17 protein-coding genes are annotated in these 21067 nt (G+C 73.9%); 6 read left to right on the top strand and 11 right to left on the bottom strand.

The features are described 5' to 3' along the window. Positions 1-370: 370 nt before the first annotated feature. The 9 genes from B2P18_RS14745 to B2P18_RS14785 all read right to left on the bottom strand — a co-directional run bounded on the left by B2P18_RS14745 (position 371) and on the right by B2P18_RS14785 (position 12968). Positions 371-1501: a hypothetical protein gene (locus B2P18_RS14745; protein WP_286961395.1), complete on the bottom strand. Its 1131-nt coding sequence runs from the start codon at positions 1499-1501 to the stop codon at positions 371-373. Between the two features lie 81 nt (positions 1502-1582). After that, entirely contained in the window at positions 1583-2326 is a 744-nt protein-coding gene (locus B2P18_RS14750; protein ID WP_286961396.1) for a sirohydrochlorin chelatase, read from the bottom strand. After that, positions 2323-3333 (bottom strand): uroporphyrinogen-III C-methyltransferase, encoded by a 1011-nt coding sequence (cobA, locus tag B2P18_RS14755; protein WP_286961397.1) that lies wholly within the window; start codon positions 3331-3333, stop codon positions 2323-2325. Before cobA ends, B2P18_RS14750 begins: the two co-directional genes overlap by 4 nt. Then, complete coding sequence (locus B2P18_RS14760; RefSeq protein ID WP_286958848.1) at positions 3330-3767, bottom strand: nitrite reductase (NAD(P)H) small subunit; 438 nt, start codon at positions 3765-3767, stop codon at positions 3330-3332. The genes cobA and B2P18_RS14760 overlap by 4 nt, the downstream gene beginning before the upstream one ends. Continuing rightward, positions 3764-6424, bottom strand: a complete 2661-nt coding sequence (gene nirB / locus B2P18_RS14765; protein WP_286958846.1) for a nitrite reductase large subunit NirB — start codon at positions 6422-6424, stop codon at positions 3764-3766. The genes B2P18_RS14760 and nirB overlap by 4 nt, the downstream gene beginning before the upstream one ends. Positions 6425-6455: 31 nt before the next feature. Beyond that, the gene (locus B2P18_RS14770) at positions 6456-8054 is read right to left on the bottom strand and encodes an NAD(P)/FAD-dependent oxidoreductase (protein WP_286961398.1); all 1599 of its coding nucleotides are present in this window, start codon (positions 8052-8054) and stop codon (positions 6456-6458) included. Then, positions 8047-10245: a molybdopterin oxidoreductase family protein gene (locus B2P18_RS14775; protein WP_286961399.1), complete on the bottom strand. Its 2199-nt coding sequence runs from the start codon at positions 10243-10245 to the stop codon at positions 8047-8049. Before B2P18_RS14775 ends, B2P18_RS14770 begins: the two co-directional genes overlap by 8 nt. Positions 10246-10280: 35 nt before the next feature. Then, positions 10281-11696, bottom strand: coding sequence for an MFS transporter (locus B2P18_RS14780; RefSeq protein ID WP_286958843.1), 1416 nt, complete (start codon positions 11694-11696; stop codon positions 10281-10283). A gap of 189 nt (positions 11697-11885) precedes the next feature. Continuing rightward, entirely contained in the window at positions 11886-12968 is a 1083-nt protein-coding gene (locus tag B2P18_RS14785; RefSeq protein ID WP_286961400.1) for an NADH:flavin oxidoreductase/NADH oxidase, read from the bottom strand. 124 nt (positions 12969-13092) lie between these two features. Here B2P18_RS14785 and B2P18_RS14790 point away from each other — a divergent pair, with 124 nt between their 5' ends. Beyond that, entirely contained in the window at positions 13093-13500 is a 408-nt protein-coding gene (locus B2P18_RS14790) for a hypothetical protein (RefSeq protein WP_029212576.1), read from the top strand. A 137-nt stretch (positions 13501-13637) separates the two neighbouring features. Further along, a complete protein-coding gene (locus B2P18_RS14795) occupies positions 13638-14939 on the top strand; it encodes an MFS transporter (protein ID WP_286961403.1) in 1302 nt (433 codons plus the stop codon). Here the strand turns inward: B2P18_RS14795 and B2P18_RS14800 are convergent. Both B2P18_RS14800 and B2P18_RS14805 read right to left on the bottom strand, forming a co-directional pair. After that, the gene (locus B2P18_RS14800) at positions 14936-15538 is read right to left on the bottom strand and encodes a hypothetical protein (RefSeq protein WP_019287480.1); all 603 of its coding nucleotides are present in this window, start codon (positions 15536-15538) and stop codon (positions 14936-14938) included. The two genes, B2P18_RS14795 and B2P18_RS14800, sit on opposite strands and share 4 nt — an antisense overlap. Positions 15539-15621: 83 nt before the next feature. Further along, positions 15622-15984, bottom strand: a complete 363-nt coding sequence (locus B2P18_RS14805) for a hypothetical protein (protein WP_019287479.1) — start codon at positions 15982-15984, stop codon at positions 15622-15624. Between the two features lie 343 nt (positions 15985-16327). Between B2P18_RS14805 and B2P18_RS14810 the strand changes: the two genes are divergently transcribed. The 4 genes from B2P18_RS14810 to B2P18_RS14825 are packed head-to-tail and all read left to right on the top strand — an operon-like array spanning position 16328 to position 20859. Next, entirely contained in the window at positions 16328-17548 is a 1221-nt protein-coding gene (locus tag B2P18_RS14810) for an NRAMP family divalent metal transporter (RefSeq protein WP_286958839.1), read from the top strand. A gap of 9 nt (positions 17549-17557) precedes the next feature. Next, the gene (locus tag B2P18_RS14815; RefSeq protein WP_286958838.1) at positions 17558-18316 is read left to right on the top strand and encodes a LamB/YcsF family protein; all 759 of its coding nucleotides are present in this window, start codon (positions 17558-17560) and stop codon (positions 18314-18316) included. 12 nt (positions 18317-18328) lie between these two features. Further along, positions 18329-20071, top strand: a complete 1743-nt coding sequence (locus tag B2P18_RS14820) for a 5-oxoprolinase/urea amidolyase family protein (RefSeq protein WP_286961406.1) — start codon at positions 18329-18331, stop codon at positions 20069-20071. Then, on the top strand, positions 20068-20859 hold the full coding sequence (locus tag B2P18_RS14825; protein WP_286961408.1) for a putative hydro-lyase: 792 nt from the start codon (positions 20068-20070) through the stop codon (positions 20857-20859). The genes B2P18_RS14820 and B2P18_RS14825 overlap by 4 nt, the downstream gene beginning before the upstream one ends. Positions 20860-21067: the final 208 nt, after the last annotated feature.

Consider the following 21067-nt stretch of genomic DNA (forward strand, 5'->3'; position numbering starts at 1 on the left):
GCCACCGTCATGGGTGGTGTTCTCCACCCGTTGGTGGTGGCGGTGAGCCGTGAGCGCCCCATTGGTCGACGGGGTTGACCCGACGGGGCACTTTGAGCTGGCTAACGGCCGGTTTGGCGGCGCGACGCGTCCCGCCGGGTCACTTCGTGTCGCCGTCGGCGGCCGCGGGGTGGTGCTGGGGCGGGCCGAGGGCGCGGAGGCGTGAACGGGTGGGTTTAGCCACCGTCATGGGTGGTGTTCTCCACCCGTTGGTGGTGGCGATGACCCGCGAGCGCCCTATTGGGTGCTGGGGGTGACCCGACGGGGCACTTTGAGCTGGCTAACGGCCGGTTTGGCGGTGCGAGGCGCCCTGTCGGGTCACTTGCTGTCGTCAGCGGCGGCCGAACAGCTTCTTGAGGAAGCCCTTCTCGGGCACCGGCTCCGGAGCGGGGATGGGCTCGGGCTGGGCGATGGGCTCCGCCCGCGGCAGGGGCTGCGGCTCGGGCTCGGGCTCCGGTGAAGGGGTCGGCTCGGGCGTGGGCGCAGGCTCCGGAGACGGTGCAGGCTCGCGCATCGGCTCGGGCTCGGGCGTGGGTGCAGGCTCCTCGTCCGGGAGGGGCTGCGGGGTAGGGGCCGGCTCCGGGGTCGTGGGGAGCTGCCCAGGGATGCGCTCCGGCTGGACCGGAGGCTCAGGGGCGATCTCGGGCTCCGGCAGCACGGGCTCGGGGGCGACCGGCTCGGGGGCGACCTGGGGCTCCGGCGCTATGGGCTCGACGGGCGTGGGCGCGGGCTGCGGCTCCGGCGACGGGGCGGGGGCGGACGCGGCGGCAGGCTCCGGGGCCGCCGGGTGAGTGTCCACGAGGTCCTCGGAGGGCTCGTCCACGCGGATGCCCGGCTCGCCGAAGTCACCCGGCTGGTGCTCAGCCGCGGCCGCGGGCTCGGGGACGGTCGGCTGAGCGACCACCTCGTCCTCGGAGGGCTCGTCCACGCGGACGCCGGGCTCGCCGAAGTCGCCCGTCGTCGGCTCGGCCACCTCGACGACCGGCTCGGGCTGGGCCGGCTCGGGCTGGACCGTCTCGGGCGTGACGGAGGCGGCCTCTGGCGCAGCCGTCGCGGTGGGGGTGGGCTCGTCGCCATACGACATCCCGACGAAGCGCTTGGTGGCCTCGGCGAAGACGTGGACCCCGTCCTGCGCGGCGAGGTGCTCGACGATCCCGCGGGCCTCGCCGGCGTGCTCGCCGCTCGCGTCCGCAGCGCCCGACATGTCGATGACGGTGGTCGCGTTGATCACGGGCCGGCGGCGGGCGCCCTCGGGGAGGTAGTCGGCGTACATCTCGCCGACGCGGTCCGCGTCCTCGAACCAGTAGGTGTAGGCGTAGCCGTCACGCGTCCACGTCAGCTTGAGGGCGGTCTGCTCGGTGGTGCCGCCGGGCGCGGACTCGTCGAGCAGCGCCACGAGGCGGTCCTTGTCGAGCCCGGCAGCCTCGGTGGCAAAGATCATGTGCGGGTATGCGCTGGCCATGGCTCCAGTCTCCCCGATCGTGATCCCCCGCGCGGCATCGGCGGCCGGCGCGATCACACGCTCGTTCGTGGTGAGGCGCGGTCAGAGGGGGTTGGCGACGCGGGCGAGGCGCTGGAGGCCCTCGGCATACCGGCGCTCGACCAGCGTCAGCAGCTCGGGGTGGGTGCCGAGGGGGCGGGTCGTGAGGTCGGCGCCGGCGCGGGCGATCACGTCGGCGAAGTGGCCGGGGCCGATCAGGTATGACGCCGCGATGACCCTGCGGGGGCTGCCGTCACGGGCCGCGGCCACGGCGTCAGCGATGGTGGGGGATGCCGCCGAGCCGTATCCCACGGTCACGGGTCCGGCCCACCGGCAGCGCACGGCGTCGAGCAGGGCGTCGACGTCGGCCTGGGCGCGCTCGCGGCTGGACCCGGCGGCGGCGACGACGAGGGCGTCGCCGGGCCCGCCGCCGGCGCCCTCGGCACGGCGCACGAGGATGTCGGCGAGGATCGGGTCGGGGCCGAGCGCCCCCGTCGCGCAAGCGCTCTCGCGACCGGCGACGGCCCGGGCGATGTCGACCTCGACGTGATAGCCGAGCGACAGCAGGATCGGCACGACGACGACCCGCAGGCCCGCCCCGGTGAGGGCGGCGACGCTGTCGGCGACGTGAGGCTCCTGCACGTCGACGTAGGCCAGCTCGACCCGCAGGTCAGGCCGACGCCGCCTCAGCCGCTCGGCGATGCCGGTGACGGTGCGCTGACCCTCGGGGCTGCGGGTGCCGTGCGCGGTCAGCAGCAGCACCGGCTCCGGCTCGGCGAGGGTCGTGCGGGGCGCGACGAGACTCATGCCGACAGTCTCCCCGCTGGGGCCCCGGCCGCGGCGGATGCGCCCGCGCCCTGGTCCGGCGCGCCGGTGACCTGCACGCCGGAGACCTGGGCGCCGGAGACCTGCACGCCCGAGACCTGGGCGGGGAGCCCGGCGACGGCGCCGACCACGATGACGGCCGGGTTGGTCAGCCCCTCCCGGGCGACGGCGCCGGCCAGCTCGGACAGCGGGGCCCGCACCTCGCGCTGCCAGGGCGTCCACGCCTGCTGTATGACGGCCGCGGGGGTCTGCGGATCACGGCCGTGCCGGACGAGCCCCGCCGTGATCTCGTGCAGCCGCCCCATCCCCATCAGCACGACGACGGTGTGCGGGGTCGTGGCCAGCGCGGGCAGGTCGAGCTCGTCGTGCCCGGAGACGGTCACCACCCCGGTCGACAGGCCGCGGTGCGTGACCGGTATGCCGGCCGCCGCCGGGGCAGCCACCGCGCTGCTGATGCCGGGGACGACGTGGCAGGCGACGCCCGCCTCGTGGCAGGCCGCCAGCTCCTCGCCGCCGCGACCGAGGACGAAGGGGTCACCGCCCTTGAGCCGCACGACCTTTCGTCCCCGCTTGGCGTGGTCGACCAGGAGCTGGTTGATCTCCTCCTGCGGCACCGGGTGGTGGTGCGGACGCTTGCCGACGTCGACCAGCTGGACGGATTCGGGGAGCTCGGTGAGCACGGAGACCGGTCCGAGCCGGTCGTGGACGACGACGTCGGCCTCGTCGAGCAGCCGTCGGGCGCGCACCGTCAGCAGGTCCGGGTCGCCGGGTCCGCCACCGACGAGCCACACCTCGCCCACGGACGGGGCGCCCCCGGGCGAGCTGTCAGAGGCGGCCGAACCGCTCGACCTGGAAACGTGGCCGGAGCCGGAGCCGGAGCCGGAGCCGGAGCCGGAGCCGGACGTGCCGGTGGACCCGGAGCCGGAGGGGCGGTGCGGGAGCACCAGGGTGCCGAAGGGCGTCGACAGGGGAACGGGCGGGCGCGTCATACGGCCCATCCCTCCACGGTCTGGCGGGCCCGCTCGGAGGAGGCCGCCGCCACCTCGGCCTGCTCCGCCGGCGCCACGCCCGCAGGCTCGGTCACGCACGGCCCGACCTGCACCCGTCCCGCAATGACCTGCACGGCCCACGAGCCCAGGCCCACGCTCGGCTCCGCGACGGCGCGACCGCTGCGGACGTCGAAGGCCTGCTTGTACATCGGGGAGAAGATCACGGGGACCTCCCGCCCCTCGACCGTCACCGAGCCGACGAGGCCACGCGACATGACGTTGGCGTCGCAGTAGGGGTCGCGCTGCCCCACGGCGTGCACGGTGTCGTCGTGCAGCCGCACGATCGCCACCTGCCAGCCCTGCACCAGCGCCGGGACCGCCCGCTCGGGCTGCAGGTCACCGAGGGCGCACACGTCGGTCCAGGTCACGCTCATCGCCGCACCTCCAGGGTGGTCCCACCGATCAGCACGGGGGCTCCCGGCTGGTTGCTGCCCGGCTCGACGGGGTGGCCCTGCGAGGTGACGACCTCGATGTCGCCGTCGCCGCGACGGGCGGCCTCGCGCTCCTCACGGGTCGCCGGACGACGCTGGCCGCGCTCGACGACATACACGAGGTCGCCGTCGGCCTGGTCGGGGGCGTTGACGAAGGAGGTGAACCGGGCCAGCTTGACCGGGTCCTCGAGCACGTCGCGCCACTCGTCGGAGTAGGACTCGACGTGGCGCTCCATCGCCCGGTCCAGGTCCGCGCCGATGCCGAGGCTGTCCTCGAGGATCACCTCGCGCACGTGGTCCAGGCCGCCCTCGATCTCCTCGAGCCAGGGCGCGGTGCGCTGCAGGCGGTCGGCGGTGCGGATGTAGTACATGAAGAACCGGTCCACGGTGCGGACGAGCGTCTCGGTGTCGAGGTCCTCGGCGAGCAGCACGGCGTGGCGCGGGGTGAAGCCGCCGTTGCCGCCGACGTAGACGTTCCAGCCGTTCTCGGTCGCGATGATCCCGACGTCCTTGCTGCGCGCCTCGGCGCACTCCCGGGCGCACCCGGAGACGCCGAGCTTGATCTTGTGCGGCGCCCGGAGGCCGCGATAGCGCAGCTCCAGGTCGATCGCCAGCTTGACCGAGTCCTGCACGCCGAAGCGGCACCACGTGGAGCCGACGCAGGACTTCACGGTGCGCAGCGACTTGCCGTAGGCGTGCCCCGACTCGAAGCCCGCGTCGATCAGCCGCCGCCAGATCGCCGGCAGCTGGTCCATGCGCGCCCCGAACAGGTCGATCCGCTGGCCGCCCGTGATCTTGGTGTAGAGCCCGAAGTCGCGGGCGATCTCGCCGATGACGATGAGCCCCTCGGGGGTGACCTCGCCGCCCGCGATGCGGGGGACGACCGAGTAGGTGCCGTCCTTCTGCATGTTGGCGAGCACGTGGTCGTTGGTGTCCTGCAGGGCCGCCTGCTCGCCCTCGAGGATGTGCCCGGTCTCCAGGCTGGCCAGGATCGAGCCGACGACCGGCTTGCAGATCTCGCAGCCGCGGCCCTTGCCGTGCCGGGCGATGATCTCGCTGAAGCTCCGCTCCCCGGTGACGCGCACGGCGTTGAACAGGTCGGCGCGGGACAGCTCGACGTGCTCGCACAGCGACCGGTTGACCTCGAGGCCGGCCTTCTCCTGCTCGGAGGTGACGATCTTCTTGACCAGCGGGAGGCAGGAGCCGCAGCTGGTGCCGGCCTTGGTGCACGCCTTGACCTCGGCGAGGTCGGTGCAGCCGTGCTCGGTGATGGCCGAGCGGATCGTGCCCGCCGTGACGTTGTTGCAGGAGCAGACGCCCACGTCGTCCGGCAGCTCGGCCGTGGCGTGCGGGTCGGCCTGCAGGCCCTCCGGGACGAGGTATGACGAGGGGTCGGCCCCGAGCCGGCGCCCCACCATCGGCCGGAGCGAGGCGTAGGCACTGGCATCGCCCACCAGCATCCCGCCGAGCAGGGTGCGGGCGTCGTCGCTCATCACGAGCTTCTTGTAGACGCCGGCCACCGGGTCGGCATAGGTCACCTCGAGGGCGCCGTCCGCGGTGGCGAAGGCGTCGCCGAAGCTCGCGACGTCGACGCCGAGCAGCTTGAGCTTGGTGGACGTGTCGGCGCCCGGGAAGGTCGCGGTGCCGCCCAGCAGCCGGTCGGCGACGATCTCGGCCATGGTGTTGCCGGGCGCGACCAGGCCCCAGACGCGACCGTCGATGCATGCGACCTCCCCGATCGCGTAGACGGCGGGGTCGCTGGTGACGCAGGCCTCGTCGACGACGACGCCGCCGCGCTCGCCGATCTCCAGACCGCAGGCGCGGCCCAGCTCGTCACGGGGACGCACACCCGTCGCGAACACCACGACGTCCGTGTCGATCCCACCGCCGTCCGCGAAGTCCATGCGGGCGACGACGCCGCGGCGGGCCTTGATCCGCTGCGTCGCCGTGCCGGTGCGCACCTCCACGCCGAGCGCCTCGATGAGCCGCCGCAGCGACTCGCCGCCACCCGCGTCGACCTGCAGCGGCATGAGCCGCGGCGCGAACTCCACGACGGTGGTGTCCACGTCGAGGGCGGTCAGCGCGCCCGCCGCCTCCAGGCCGAGCAGGCCACCGCCGATCACCGCACCGCGCAGGCGGCGGCGGTGCTGGGGGCGGGCGTCCTCGACGTACTGCCGCAGGGCCGCCACGTCGTCGATGGTGCGGTAGACGAAGGTGCCGGTCACGTCCTTGCCCTCGACGGGCGGCACGGTCGCGAACGACCCGGTGGCGAGGACCAGCGCGTCGTAGGCGAGGGTCCGGCCGTCGCTGCAGGCCACGCGCCGCGCCTCACGGTCGATCTCCGTGACCGCGACGCCGCGCCGCAGCGTGACCTGCTCGTCACGCCACAGGGACTGGTCGCCGAGCGCGAGGTCGTCCGCGTCGCGGCCGCTGAAGTAGCTGGTCAGTGCCACCCGGTCGTAGGGGGCGCGGGGCTCCTCCGCGAGCAGGGTGACGCGCCAGGACGCGTCGGTGTCGCGGGCGCGCAGGGCCTCGACGAGTCGTTGGGCGACCATGCCGCCGCCCACGACGACGAGGTGGCGCTGGGTGCTGCCGGTCATCGGTCCTCCTGTGCTGGTGCGTTCCTCGACGCTAGGAAGGGGTTGTTACGCCGAGGCGGGCGCGATGTTTCGGGCGTGCTACGCCCGGTAACAACCCAGCGTCATCGGTGTCGGACGCGGTCCTCGCGGGGTCGCCGTCGACCTCGGCCAGCCACTCCAGCAGCCCCTGCACGGTGGCGGTGCACGTGCCGCAGCCCGTCGTGGCGCGCGTGCGGCAGGCGACGTCGTCGACCGTGCGGTCGCCCGCGGCGTGGGCCGCGACGATGTGGGACTTGGCGACGCCGTTGCAGCGGCACACGGTCGCCCGCCCCGGGATCAGGGCCGGGGACTGGGCGGTCGGCAGCCCACCACCGCCCTCGCTCGCCCGCAGCAGCAGCTGGGCGGGGTCGGCCGGCACGGGCAGCCCGCGCTCGTAGGCCGCCGTCAGGTCCGCCGCCAGCTGCGCGTCGCCGACCACGCTCGCCCCCACGAGCACGCCGTCGCGCACGCCCACCCGGACCCGGCGCCGGGAGCGCAGGTCGGTGACGGTCACGACGTGCACGTCGGTGTCGGCCAGGTCGTCGTCGGGCAGGGTGCCGAGCGCGACGACCGTGAGGTCCTTGGCCTTGAGCCGTATGACGTCTCCGCCCGCCGCCTCGGGGGTGGAGCCCGTCGGCGCAGCGGCCCCGTCGGTCGGACCCGTCGAGCGCGAGTCGCCCTGTCGCGCCAGGCGTCTCGCGACGGCCGCCGCCTGGTCCCAGCCGGGCGCGAGCAGCCCGCTGCACCCTCCGGGGGGTTCGGCGCAGTCGCCGATCGCCGAGACCCGTGGGTCTGCCAGGGATCTCAGGTCGGAGTCGACGAGGACGCCCGCGGCGCAGGGCAGCCCGGCGTCGGCCGCCAGGTCGGAGCGTGGCCGCACACCGGTCGCGACGACGAGCAGACCGCCCTCGACGACGGAGCCGTCGGCGAGCCGCAGCCCCGCCACCGCACCGTCGTGGACGACCACCTCGGCCGCCCGGCCGCCCGTGACGACGTCGATCCCGTTGTCGCGCAACGCGTGCCGCAGTACGGTCGCCGAGGCCGCGTCCAGCTGGCGGTCCAGCGGTCCGGCGCCGGAGTGCACCACGGTGACCGGCACGGCGTGGGCGCGCAGCCCCACTGCCGCCTCGACGCCGAGCAGGCCGCCGCCGAGGACGATCGCCCGCCCCACGGATCCCACGCGTGCGAGAATCGCCCGGCAGTCCGCGAGCGTCCGCAGGGCGTGGACGCCCGAGGGCCACCGCGACGCGTCCTCCAGGCCGGCGAGCGGCGGCACGCGCGGGTCGGCACCGGTCGCGAGCACGACCTGGTCGTAGGGGTGCTCGTCGCCGTGCTCGTCCACGACCAGCTGGCGCTCGCGGTCCAGGCGCACGGCTGCGACGCCGTCCAGCACCCGCACCCAGGTGGCGCGGTGCGGCATCGCGAGCCCGTCGACGGCCGCGCGTCCGCCGATGACCTCGGACAGCATGAGCCGGTTGTAGGCCCCCTCGGGCTCCGCGCCGATGACGGTGACGTCGAGGGCGGCGGGGTCGGCATACCGGTCCAGGTCGTCGATCAGTCGCGCCGCCACCATGCCGTGGCCGACGACGACGATGCGGGTGCGGTCAGGCACGGGGATCTCCTTGGGCGGGGCGGATGCTCACGGCCGTGACCTTGAACTCCGGCATGCCGCTGACGGGGTCGGTGGCGGGGTTGGTGAGGGCGTTGGCGCGCTCGGCCCCGGGGAAGTGGAACGGAACGAACACCGTCTCGGGCCGGATCTCGCGCGACAGCCGGGCCGGCGCCGTGCACGACCCGCGCGCGGAGGTGAGGGTCACGTCCTGACCCTCCTCGATCCCGAGGGTGGCGGCCGTCCGCGGGTGCAGCTGCACGAACGCCCGCGGCTCGCCGGCCACCAGCTCGCGAACCCGCCGGGTCTGCGCCCCCGACTGGTAGTGCTGCAGCACGCGACCGGTGATGGCGTAGTACGGCGCGCCGGAACGCAGCTCGTCGTCCACGCCGCGAGGCTCGACGGGCAGCATGCGGGCCCGGCCGTCCGGCGTGGCGAAGCGGTCGAGCAGGGCGCGCGGGGTCCCCGGGTGCGCGGGATCCGGGCAGGGCCAGTGGATCTCGTCGCCGCGGTCGAGGCGCTCGTGGCTGACGCCGCCGTAGTCCGCGATCCCGCCCGCGCTGGCCCGCGCGAGCTCGTCCATCACGAGCGCGGGATCGGTCTCGAACCGCGCTGGTGCGCCGAGGCGTCCGGCCAGGGCGGCCCACACATCGAGCTCGCTGCGCACCCCGGGTGGCGGGTCGATCACCTTGCGGCGCCGGATGACTCGACCCTCCAGGCTGGTCATCGTGCCCTCCTCCTCGGCCCACTGCGTCACGGGGAGCACGACGTCGGCGAGCAGCGCGGTCTCGGACGGCACGAAGTCGCAGACGACGAGCAGGTTCAGGGCGCGCAGGCGCTCGGTGACCTGCACCGCGCCGGGGGCGCTGACGACGAGGTTGGAGCCGTGGACCAGCAGGGCCCGTATGCCGCCCGGCTCGCCCAGCCGCCCGAGGAGCTGCATCGCGGGGACACCGGGCCCCGGGAGGGTGTCCGGGTCGACGCTCCACACCGCGGCGACGTGCGCCCGCGCGGCGGGGTCGCTGATGGAGCGGTAGCCGGGCAGCTGGTCGGCCTTCTGGCCGTGCTCGCGCCCGCCCTGCCCGTTGCCCTGACCGGTCAGGCAGCCGTAGCCCGAGCCGACGCGTCCCGGCAGGCCCAACGCCAGAGCGAGGTTGATCGCCGCGGTGACGGTGTCGGTGCCGTGCGCGTGCTGCTCCACGCCGCGGCCGGTGAGCACGTAGGCGCCGGAGCCGCACGCGAGCGGTGCTGCGGCCGCGAGGATCTCGGCGGCGCCGCGCAGGTCGTCGGCGGGGACGCCCGTGACGCGCTCGACCCGCTCGGGCCACCACTCGGAGACGGAGGCCCGCACGTCCTCGGCCCCGGTGACCCGCTCGGCCAGATAGGGGGTGTCGGCGCGACCCGTCGCCCAGACGAGGTGCAGCAGGCCGAGGAGCACGACGATGTCGGTGCCGGGGAGTGGCTGCAGGTGCAGGCCGCCCCCGTCATCGGTGAGCGCCGCCGTCGGCGAGTGGCGGGGGTCCACGACGACGAGGCCGCCGCGCGAGCGCGCGCCCGCGAGGTGCTGCACGAAGGGCGGCATCGTCTCGGAGGGGTTGGAGCCCAGCAGCAGGATCGCCTGCGCCCCACCGAGGTCGGCGAGGGGAAAGGGCAGGCCGCGGTCCAGGCCGAAGGCGCGGTTGGTGCCGGCCGCCGCCGAGGACATGCAGAACCGGCCGTTGTAGTCGACGAACGGCGTGCCGAGGGCGACGCGGGCGAACTTGCCTAGGGTGTAAGCCTTCTCGTTGGTGAGGCCGCCGCCGCCGAACACCCCGACGCAGTCCCGGCCGTGCTCGTCCTGCAGGGCCAGGAGCCGGGTGGCGATCAGGTCGAGCGCCTCGTCCCAGGTCGCCGGCTCGAGCTCGCCTGCGGCAGAGCGGGTGAGCGGGGTCGTGAGGCGGTCGGCGGCACCGAGGACGGAGGCGCTGGTCCACCCCTTCTGACAGAGGCCGCCCCGGTTGGTGGGGAAGTCCCGCGGCCCCACCGTGGGCAGTGCGGCCTTCTCGGGAGTCGGGTCGGGAGTCGGGTCAGGAGTCAGATCAGGAGTCAGGGCGGGCGTCAGCGTCATCGCGCACTGCAGCGCGCAGTACGGGCAGTGCGTGTCGGCGGCGGCCCCCGCGAGAGGGGTGGCGGTCGAGGCGGCGGGGGTCGCCATACCGGCAATCTCCTCTCGTGGCAGGGACGCTCTCGTCAGATGCGGTGCGCGGCGACGCTGGACCCGCGCCGCAGGTAGACCGCCCAGGTGAGGCCGAGCAGCAGCAGGTAGGCGCAGACGAAGGCCCACAGCGCGGCCTGCAGCGAGCCGGTCAACGACGTGGACAGGGCGAAGCCGCGCGGGATCAGGAAGCCGCCGAAGGCACCTACCGCGCCGGCGATGCCGATGCAGCCGGCGGCGGCCTTCTTGGCGCGGAGCAGGGCGTCGGCGCCGCCCTCGGAGGTGGCGGTGAAGACCGCGGGGATCATCCGGTAGACGGAGCCGTTGCCCAGCCCCGAGACCACGAAGAGCAGCAGGAACGCGCCGAAGAACAGCGCGAAGCTGTGCGCCCGCAGGCCCATCACGGCGCCGACGGCGCCGATTGCCATGACCACGAACGAGATGCAGGTGATCGTGGCCCCGCCGAAGCGGTCGGCCAGGCGGCCGCCGAGCGGGCGGGACAGCGACCCGACCAGCGCGCCGAGGAAGGCGAGGTTGAGGCTCATCTCGGGGAACTGCGCCTTGAGCAGCGTGGGGAAGGCGCCGGAGTAGCCGATGAACGACCCGAAGGTGCCGATGTAGATGACCGACAGCAGCCAGGTGTGCGGGTGCCGCGCGGCGCGGGCGTAGGACCGTCGGTCGGACCGGGTGCCGGCGATGTTGTCCATGCAGCGCCACGCGAGCACGGCGGCGAGCAGCACGAGCGGGATGAACATCAGGCCGGCCCGGTCCAGCGCGACGCCGGACGCCGTGACGATCACGAGGGGGACGGCGAGCTGCACGGCGGCCGTGCCGAGGTTGCCGCCGGCGGCGTTGAGGCCGAGGGCGGCGCCCTTCTCGCGCTCGGGGTAGAAGAACGAGATGTTGGCCATCGAGGAGCTGAAGTTGCCGCCACCCACGCCGGCCAGCGCCGCGATCAGCAGCAGCACGCCGAACGGCGTCTCCGGGTGCTGCACGGCCCACGCGAGGCCGAGGGTCGGCAGGAGGAGCAGCAGCGCCGAGATCGTCGTCCACGTGCGCCCGCCGAACGCCGGCACGGCGAAGGTGTAGGGCACGCGCAGCGTCGCCCCGACCAGGGACGGCACGGACACGAGCCAGAACATCTGGTCCACGGTGAGCGTGAACCCGGCCCGCGGCAGCTGCGGCACGACGATCGACCAGACCGCCCACACCGCGAAGCCCAGGAACTCCGCGAAGACGGACAGGACCAGGTTGCGGCGGGCGATGGTGCGCCCGCCGTGGTCCCACTGACCAGCGGACTCGGGGTCCCAGCCCACGAGGGTGCGGCCGGAGGCTCGGGTGAGTCCGGGGGCCAGCTCGCCGGGGGACGGCGTGTATGTCGTGGACGTTCCCGCGGCGCTGGCGGGGGCGCCCGCGGCGCTGGTGGAGGTGCTGCTCGTCGTGCTGCTCATCGGGGCTCCCGGTCGTGTGAGGGCTGCTCACGATCGACGCTAGGGAGCCCGCCGGCGCAGGCTGTTGCCCCTGTGTTGCAGTGACGTCAACGGATGTCCCGATCCGCGAGGCGTCGTTAACCTGCCGGACCCACGACCGTCCGGACGTGCTCCGGGGGCGCTCCCGGGTTGCTCCGGGGGGCGCTCCGGTCAGCGCCAGGCGCCCCGCCAGTAGGCCGGCGGGTAGGGCGCGTCGTGCTGGTCGACGCCCAGCTCGTGGGCGGCGCGCAGCGGCCAGGACGGGTCGCGCAGCGCGGCCCGGGCCAGGAGCACGGCGTCGGCGAGGCCCGCGTCGAGGATCTCCTGGGCCTGACGCGGCTCCGTGACCAGTCCCACCGCGGCCGTGGGGATCTCGGCTCCCTCGCGCACCTCGGCGGCCAGCGGCACCTGGTAGCCCGGCCCCACGGGGATGGCCGCCTGGGTCACGCCGCCGCTGGACACGTCGATCAGGTCGGCGCCGTGCTCGCGCAGCGTGCGCGACAGCGCGGTCGTCTGCTCGATGTCCCAGGCGCCCTCGATCCAGTCGGTGCCAGACAGGCGCACGAGCACCGGCTTGTCCTGCGGCCAGACGGCGCGGATGGCGTCGAGCACCTCGACCACGATGCGCGAACGTCCCTGCAGGTCACCGCCATAGGCGTCGGTGCGCTGGTTGGACAGCGGCGAGAGGAACTGGTGCAGGAGGTAGCCGTGGGCCGCGTGGATCTCGACCGTGTCGAAGCCCGCCTCGTCGGCGCGGCGTGCGGCGTCCGCGAAGTCCCGCACCACCTGGGCGATCTCGTCGGTCGTCAGCTCGTGCGGGACGGCCAGGCCGTCGCCCGCCGTCGGGGAGGGGGCCACGGTCGGCCAGCCGCCCTCGTCGGCGGGGACGGTGCCCTCGGGCTCGCCCTCCCACCAGCGGTAGGTCGACGCCTTGCGTCCCGCGTGCGCCAGCTGCACGCCGATCGCCGCGCCCTGCCCGTGCACGAACTCCGTGATGCGCGACCAGGCGTCGCGCTGCTCGTCGTTCCACAGGCCCGTGTCCTCGGGGCTGATGCGCCCCTCCGGGGACACCGCCGTCGCCTCGGTCAGGATCAGCCCGAAGCCGCCCTGCGCCCGCGCCCCCAGGTGCACCAGGTGCCAGTCGGTGGGGACACCGTCCCGCTTCTCCACGGAGTACTGGCACATCGGCGCCAGCCAGACGCGGTTGCGGATCGTGAGGCTGCGCAGGGTGATCGGCTCGAACAAAGAGGTCATGGGGGCGGCAACCCCACGACGCCCGCGCCTGTTCCCCTGCATCCTCCCGGCCTGCACCCGGCCGGCAGCCGGCGTCGTCCACAGGGGGATGGGCGCATGTCCGTCGGCTGCCTAGGCTGGCCCCATGAATCCCTTCCTCACCGAGGCCTTCGCCGAGTCCCTGCTCGACCAGTCGCTCACCGGGGTGACCGAGCGGGGCGGGTGGCTCGGGTCGTTCGTGGCCAAGCGGCTCGTCACGGTGACCGCGAGCTCGCTGCTCGAGATGCCCGGGCCGTATGCCGACGCCCTGGCGCGGCTCAAGGCGACCCGAGGCGGCGAGGGACCTGAGCCGCGGGACACGGACGAGGGGCGGGCGCAGGGCTACTCGTGGGTGGACCGCGGTGGGGTCATGCCCGTCGTGCTCGTGGCATGGCTGATCGAGGGGCAGTCGCCGGTCCACGTGGAGGCGTTCACCAAGGCCAGGGCGGGCGACACGAGCGCCGCCGAGCGCGCGATCGCCGACCTCGCGAGCCGCCTCCGCGTCGAGGGCTGACTCGCCGCCCCTCGTGATCGGCGGGGGCAGCGCGGTGACGACGTTCGCGATGTGGGCGGGCCTTCCCGGCATACGGGCCGCTCCCTAGTCTCGCTGGCATCCCGCCGAGCCCTCGGCGACCCACCCCGGAGGTCGCGATGACCGCTCAGACCGTCCCCCCGCGGCGACGGTTGCACCCCGCGTGGATCGTCGCCGCGGTCACGCTGGGCGCGCTGGTCGCGGGCGCGGCCTTCCGCTCCTCCACGGGCGTGCTGCTCGAGCCGATCGAGCGCGAGTTCGGCTGGAGCCGGGCCACGACGTCGGGCGCGGTGAGCCTCAACCTCGTGCTCTACGGCATCGTCGCGCCGTTCGCCGCCGCGCTGATGGAGAGCTGGGGCGTCCGCAAGACCGTCACGATCGCGCTCGCCGTCGTCGGCGTCGCGAGCGGCCTGACCACCGTCATGACCGAGCCGTGGCAGCTGTGGCTGCTGTGGGGTCTGCTGATCGGGACCGGCACGGGGGCGATGGCGCTGGTGCTCGGCGCGATCGTCGCCAACCGCTGGTTCGACGAGCGCCGCGGCCTGGTCACCGGCCTGTTCTCCGCGGCCAACGCGACCGGCCAGCTGATCTTCCTGCCGCTCATCGCGGCCGCCGCCGAGGGTCCGGGCTGGCGCTACGCCGCCGGGGTGACGGCCGTGCTCGCCGTGCTCATGGCCGGACTCGTCGCCGTGTTCCTGCGCGACCGTCCGGCCGACATCGGGGCCCTGCCGTACGGCGCGACCGAGCCCCCGCCACCCGAGGTCCGCCGCTACGCCAACCCCGCGACGCATGCCCTCACCGTGCTGCGTCGCGCGAGCCGGTCGTGGCCGTTCTGGGCGCTGATGCTGACCTTCTTCGTGTGCGGGTGGTCGACCAACGGCCTCGTGCAGACGCACTTCGTGTCGGCGGCGCACGACCACGGGATGCCGGCGACGACCGCCGCGGGGCTGCTCGCGGTGGTCGGGATCTTCGACATGGCCGGGACCGTCGCGTCCGGGTGGCTCACCGACCGGATGGACTCCCGCTACCTGCTCGCCGCCTACTACGGCCTGCGCGGGCTGTCGCTGCTGACGGTCCACGAGCTGCTCGCCTCGACCGTGCAGCCGGCGCTGTGGGTGTTCATCGTGTTCTACGGCCTCGACTGGGTCGCGACCGTCCCACCCACCGTGGCGCTGTGCCGGCAGTTCTTCGGGATCGAGGACTCCGGCGTGGTGTTCGGCTGGACCTATGCCTCGCACATGATCGGCGCCGGCGTCGGGGCCAGCGTCGCCGGAGGCATCCGTGAGGCGACGGGCAGCTATCACGGCGCCTGGATCGTGGCCGCGGGGCTGTGCGTCGTGGCGTGCGTGTGCGCGCTGACCATCCCGAGACGAGGCGCGCCGGTGCGCTTCGAGATGGCGATGGAGCCGTCCGACCCCTAGAGCTCGCGCACCCAGCGGTCACCGTCTGGCGCAAAACCCATGGCCTGCAGGTATCTGCGGTGGACGTCGGTCTCGGCCGTGGCGACCACGCGGCGGATCCCCTTGCCCCGCAAGGTGCCGGCGCGGTCGGCATACAGCCATCGCCCGATGCGCGAGTCTCGATAGGCGTGCATGACGTAGTCGAGGTCGACGTGCAGGTCGCGACCGTCCTTGCGCCCCAGCAGCGCCCCCGCGGGCAGGCCCTCGCGCGTCAGGACGAAGGCCACGTCGTCGAGGTGCGCGCTCGTGAATCCTGGCTGGCTGCGGTGGATGTCGTCGAGGTGGGTGCGCAGGAAGTCCGTGAGGTAGGGGTCCTCGTGGTGCACCTCCACCATCCCGAGGTCCTGGCGCGGGCCGAGCTCGCGGCGCAGGTGCCAGACGTTGATCAGCGCGATGATCGCGTTGGACACGATGACCGGCCACGCCCCGATCAAGGCGCCATAGACCACGAAGGTCACCGACCCCACGAACGAGATCACCCGCAGCCGCACGACCGAGGTCATCGCCAGCGACGTGACGATGAGGGCGGACGCGAGATAGCCGACGAGCTCGGTGGTCATGCCCCACCTCATCACGGCCGGGCCGTCGAGTCCCGCAGATCAGCCCGTATGCCGACCCGCCCGCCGCACGACGGGCCCGGGCATCAGGCGGTGGCCGCCGCCACGGGCAACCCCGCCTCGAGCCACGCCCCGAAGCCACCGGTGACCGCGGCGACGGGGGCCCGCACGGCCGCGCGCAGCTGCTCCGCGAGCGTTGCGGCCTCGTCGTCGGTGTCCGCGAGGACAAAGACCCGCTGCGGCGCCGGCGCGACGGCGAGGTCTGCGGCCAGGCGCGGCGCGAGGTCGGGGTGGATCGCGCCGGTGCTGCGGTCGCGGCGCGCGTCCACCAGGGCGGCCCGGGCATAGAGCGCGAACTGGTAGGCGGCCCGGGCGGACACGTGCCCGACGACCGAGGCGGTAGTGGCGGGTGAGGCGAACAGCTGGGTCTGGGCGGTGGTGTCGTTCATCGCGGGTCTCTCTCGGGGCGGGGCGGACGGTCGTCGTCGGCCAAGGTCGGGCGGGGGCTGGGGCTCAGCGCATGCCGCGACGACACCGGTCGGCCGCGGCGAGGCGGCACATTCGGTGGCTGCGAGAGGTCATGACATCTAGGAGACCACGGGCAACCCATCATCGGAAGTAACTCGACCGATAATCCCGCGTTATGAGACATGTGTCGTGGGAGCGCGAGGGCCAGAATGGTCGCAGATGCGACATCTGGGGTGCCCTGACGTCGGATCTGCGACCACTCTGTCCGCAGCCGCCGGCGCTGAGGGGGTTGTGCCTGGCTGGGGGTGTGGTGGGATGACCGTCATGGCCGACACCCCGCCCAGCAGCACCCCCGAGACCCGCACGAGCGGCCGCAGCGCCATCCTCGGTGCGATGTTCCTGATGGCCACGAGCGCCATCGGGCCGGGCTTCATCACCCAGACCACGACCTTCACGGTCACCCTCGGCGCCGCGTTCGCCTTCGCGATCGTCATCTCGATCCTGGTCGACATCGCCGTGCAGATGAACGTCTGGCGCGCCGTCGGCGTCAGCGGCCTGCGCGCCCAGGAGCTCGCCAACCGGGTCGTCCCCGGGCTCGGCTGGGTGCTCGCGGCGCTCGTGCTGCTCGGCGGCCTGGTATTCAACATCGGCAACATCGCCGGCACCGGGCTCGGCCTGGACGCGATGATGGGCGTCGACCCGATCATCGGGGCGGTCGTGTCGGCGGTCATCGCCATCGCGATCTTCCTGGTCAAGCGGGCGGGGATGCTGCTCGACCGGATGGTCGTCTTCCTCGGCCTGCTGATGATCGGCCTGACGACCTGGATAGCCATCACGTCCAAGCCGCCGGTCGGCACGGCCCTGCGCAACGCCGTGCTGCCCGACACCCTCGACGTCGTCGCCATCACGACCCTGATCGGCGGCACCGTCGGCGGCTACATCACGTATGCCGGCGCCCACCGCCTCCTCGACTCCGGCCTCACGGGGCCCGAGCACGCCCGCGAGATCGGGCGGTCGTCGGTGCAGGGCATCATCGTCACCGCGATCATGCGGGTCGTCCTGTTCCTCGCGATCCTGGGGGTCGTCGCGGGTGGCGCCACGCTCGCCAAGGCCAACCCCGCGGCCAGCGCCTTCGAGCAGGCGGCCGGGTCGTTCGGCCTGCACGCGTTCGGGGTGATCCTGTGGGCCGCGGCGATCACCAGCGTCGTCGGCGCGTCATACACGTCCGTCTCGTTCCTGACGAGCTCGCGCACCAGCGACCGCACCCGCAACCTGATGACGGTCGCGTTCATCGTGGTCTGCACGGTGCTGTTCCTGCTGCTCAAGAAGGCCCCGGTCACCCTCCTCGTCTTCGCCGGCGCCTTCAACGGGCTGATCCTGCCGCTGGGCTTCACGATCATCCTGATCGTCGCGATCTGGCGGCGGGACCTGCTGCACGGCTACGTCTACCCGCGGTGGCTGATCGTCGTCGGGGTGCTGGCGTGGCTGCTGACCCTCTACCTCGGCTACCAGTCCCTCGGCGGTCTCGCCAAGCTCTGGGGATAGGAGAATCCCGTGCGCATCGACCTCAACTCCGACCTCGGTGAGTCCTTCGGCTCGTGGTCCATGGGTGACGACGAGGCCATGCTCGACGTCGTGACCAGCGCCAACGTCGCCTGCGGCTTCCACGCCGGCGACCCGCTCGTCATGCAGCGCACGGTGGCGGCGGCCGGCGAGCGCGGTGTCGTCGTGGGCGCGCACGTGGCCTACCGCGACCTGGCCGGCTTCGGGCGTCGCTTCCTGAACGTGGCGCCGCACGAGCTCGTCGCGGACGTCGTCTACCAGCTCGCCGCGCTCGACGGGATGTGCCGGCTCGCTGGCACGCGCGTCGCCTACGTCAAGCCGCACGGCGCGCTCTACAACACGATCGTCCACCACGAGGCGCAGGCCCGGGCCGTGGTCACGGCCGTCAAGTCGTATGACGACGCCCTCCCGATCATGGGGCTGCCCGGCAGCGCGGTGCAGCGGCTGGCCGACGAGGCCGGGCTGCCGTTCGTGGTCGAGGCGTTCGCGGACCGTGGCTACCAGCCCGACGGCACGCTGACGCCGCGCTCCCAGCCCGGCGCCGTCCTGCACGACGCGGACGCCGTGGCCGCCCGCATGGTGCGGCTCGTGACCGAGGGCGTCGTCGAGGCCGTGGACGGGTCCGACGTCCGGCTCTCGGCGGACTCGGTGTGCACGCACGGGGACTCGCCCGGCGCGGTGCAGATGGCCCGCGCCACGCGGACCGCCCTGGAGGCGGCCGGCGTCGAGATCCGGCCCTTCCTGCGATGAGGGCGTGACGCGGTGACGGCGTGGCGGCGTCTCGGCGACACCGGCGTGCTCGTCGAGCTGGCAGGCCTGGACGAGGTGCTCGCGCTCGACGCCGCCGTGCGCGCGGAGATGTCGCGCGGGTCAACGGGGCTCGCGGTAGTGATGGACGTGCTGCCCGCGGCGCGCACCCTCGCCGTGACGGTCCCGGCGGGCACGGACCTCGGGCGCGTGGCCGACGAGATCCTCGCCCTGGCAGGCGATCCGGGTGCGGACGCGGCCACCGGCGAGGTCGACGAGGTCGAGATCGCGGTGCACTACGACGGCCCTGACCTCGACGAGATCGCCTCTCTGACAGGCCTGTCCATCACCGAGGTCGTCGAGGCTCACACCGGCACGCCGTGGCGGGTGGCCTTCGGCGGCTTCGCGCCCGGCTTCTTCTATCTCGTCGACGGGGACCCGCGCCTGACCGTCCCGCGACGCAGCGAGCCCCGCACCGCCGTGCCGCCCGGATCCGTCGGGCTGGCAGGGGAGTTCAGCGGCATCTATCCGCGCGCCTCGCCCGGCGGGTGGCAGCTGCTCGGTCACGTGGACGAGGCGCTGTGGGACGTCGAGCGCGACCCGCCGGCGCTGCTGCGGCCCGGGCAGCACGTCCGCTTCGCCGCGGCACCGGCCGCCCCAGCCGAGTCCGCGACCCCAGCCGAGTCCACGACCCCAGCTGAGTCTGCGGCCCCAGCCGGACCTAGCTATGCCCCAGGGGAATCCGCCGCCCCCGGCGCATCCCCCGACGCCGCCGCCGAAGGTCGTCCAGTCACGCCATCGCGCTCGGCCACGAGATCCGCTGCAGACCAGGGCCTCTCGCACGATCGCGGCTCGCTGACCGTCCTGGCGACCGGCCCGCGCGCCCTCCTGCAGGACCAGGGCCGACCCGGGCTCGCGCACCTCGGCGTCGGTCGCTCGGGCGCCGCGGACCGGGCCGCCCACGCCCTCGGCCAGCGCCTGCTCGGCAACGAGCTCGACTGCGCCGCCGTGGAGGTCACGCTCGGCGGCCTGGCGGTGCGTGCCGAGGCCGACTGCCTGGTGACCGTGACCGGAGCACCCGCACCTGCCCACATCGACGATCGCCCGGTCGGCCATGCGGCGGTGCTGCGCCTCGTGATCGGTCAGGTGCTGCGGCTGGGCGCGCCGGCATACGGCCTGCGCAGCTATCTGTCGGTGCGTGGAGGGATCGACGTGCCGCCGGTGCTCGGCTCGCGATCGACCGACACGCTCGCCGGGCTCGGTCCGGACCCGCTCGAGGACGGAGACGTGCTGCCCATCGGTGACGCCGCCCGCGCCCTCCCGACGACGGAGCAGGCGCCCCTGCCCGGCGGCCCTCCCGCCCGGATCGTGCTGCGCGTCGTCCCGGGGCCGCGCGTGGACTGGCTCGCCGACCGCGAGGTCCTCGTCGCGACGCCGTGGGAGGTGTCGGCCCGCAGCGACCGGATCGGCGCCCGTCTCGTCGGCGAGACCCTGGTGCGGCACCCCGACCACGAGGGCGAGGAGCTGCTGAGCGAAGGCGTCGTCCGCGGCTCGGTCCAGGTGCCTCCGGGGGGCGAGCCCGTGCTCTTCCTCGCGGACCACCCTGTCACCGGCGGCTACCCGGTCGCCGCGGTCGTGGTCGACGACGACGTCGACCTGGCCGCCCAGCTGCGCCCCGGCGACCGGCTGCGCCTCGCCTGGCACCCCACCTCTCGTCCTGCCACCTCTCCTCCCGCTCCAGGATCGGAGACGACATGACCCGGGCCACCGATCCCGCGTCCCTGACTCCAGGCGAGGCTCGCGCCCTCTTCCGCAGCGGCCTGGTCACGCCGACGGCCGGCTGGTGCCGCGGCCACGCCCAGGCCAACCTCGTGTGCGTGCCGCGCGAGCTCGCCTTCGACATGCTGCTGTTCGCGCAACGCAACCCCAAGCCGTGTCCCGTCCTGGACGTGCTCGAGCCCGGCGCGACCTCCGGCCCGATCCTCGACGGCGACGTCCGCACCGACCTGCCGCTCTATCGGGTGTGGCGGGACGGCGAGCTCGAGGCCGAGGTGCCCGACGTGCGCGAGCACTGGCGGGACGACCTCGTGAGCTTCCTGGTGGGGTGCAGCTTCACCTTCGAGCACCCGCTGATCGCGGCCGGGATCGAGGTCCGCCACATCGTCGACGGCAGCAACGTCCCGATGTACTTCACCGATCGCCCCTGCCGCCCCGCCGGCGACCTCACCGGGCCGATGGTCGTGTCGATGCGGCCGATCCCCGCCGACCGCGTCGCCGACGCCGTCCGGATCAGCGGCCGCTACCCGGGCGTGCACGGTGCGCCGGTGCACGTCGGTGACCCGGCGGCGCTGGGGATCGGTGACCTCGACCGGCCCGACTTCGGTGACCCGGTGCGCAGCGAGCCCGGCGAGATCCCGGTCTTCTGGGCGTGCGGGGTGACGCCGCAGGCGATGGTCATGGCCTCGCGTCCGTCGTTGGCGATCACGCACGCGCCGGGCCACATGCTGATCACGGACGCGCGCGACAGCGACTACCTCGCCCTCTGACCCCTCGCGCCCGCCCCTCGCTCGACACCTACCTCAAGCCCACCAGGCTCGTGCGCGGCGACATGACCTGCGGCTACGCCTGCTCGGACCACGCATCGTGGACGAGCGCGGGCTACCCGTCGATGATGGCGGCCGAGCCCGAGATCTTCCCGCAGCTGCACACGAGCGGCGACACCCTCACCAACCTGGGCGGCGCCGCCGAGCCGTC

The sequence above is a fragment of the Arsenicicoccus sp. UBA2120 genome (genome assembly GCF_002330965.1).
Classification (GTDB): Bacteria; Actinomycetota; Actinomycetes; order Actinomycetales; family Dermatophilaceae; genus Arsenicicoccus; species Arsenicicoccus bolidensis.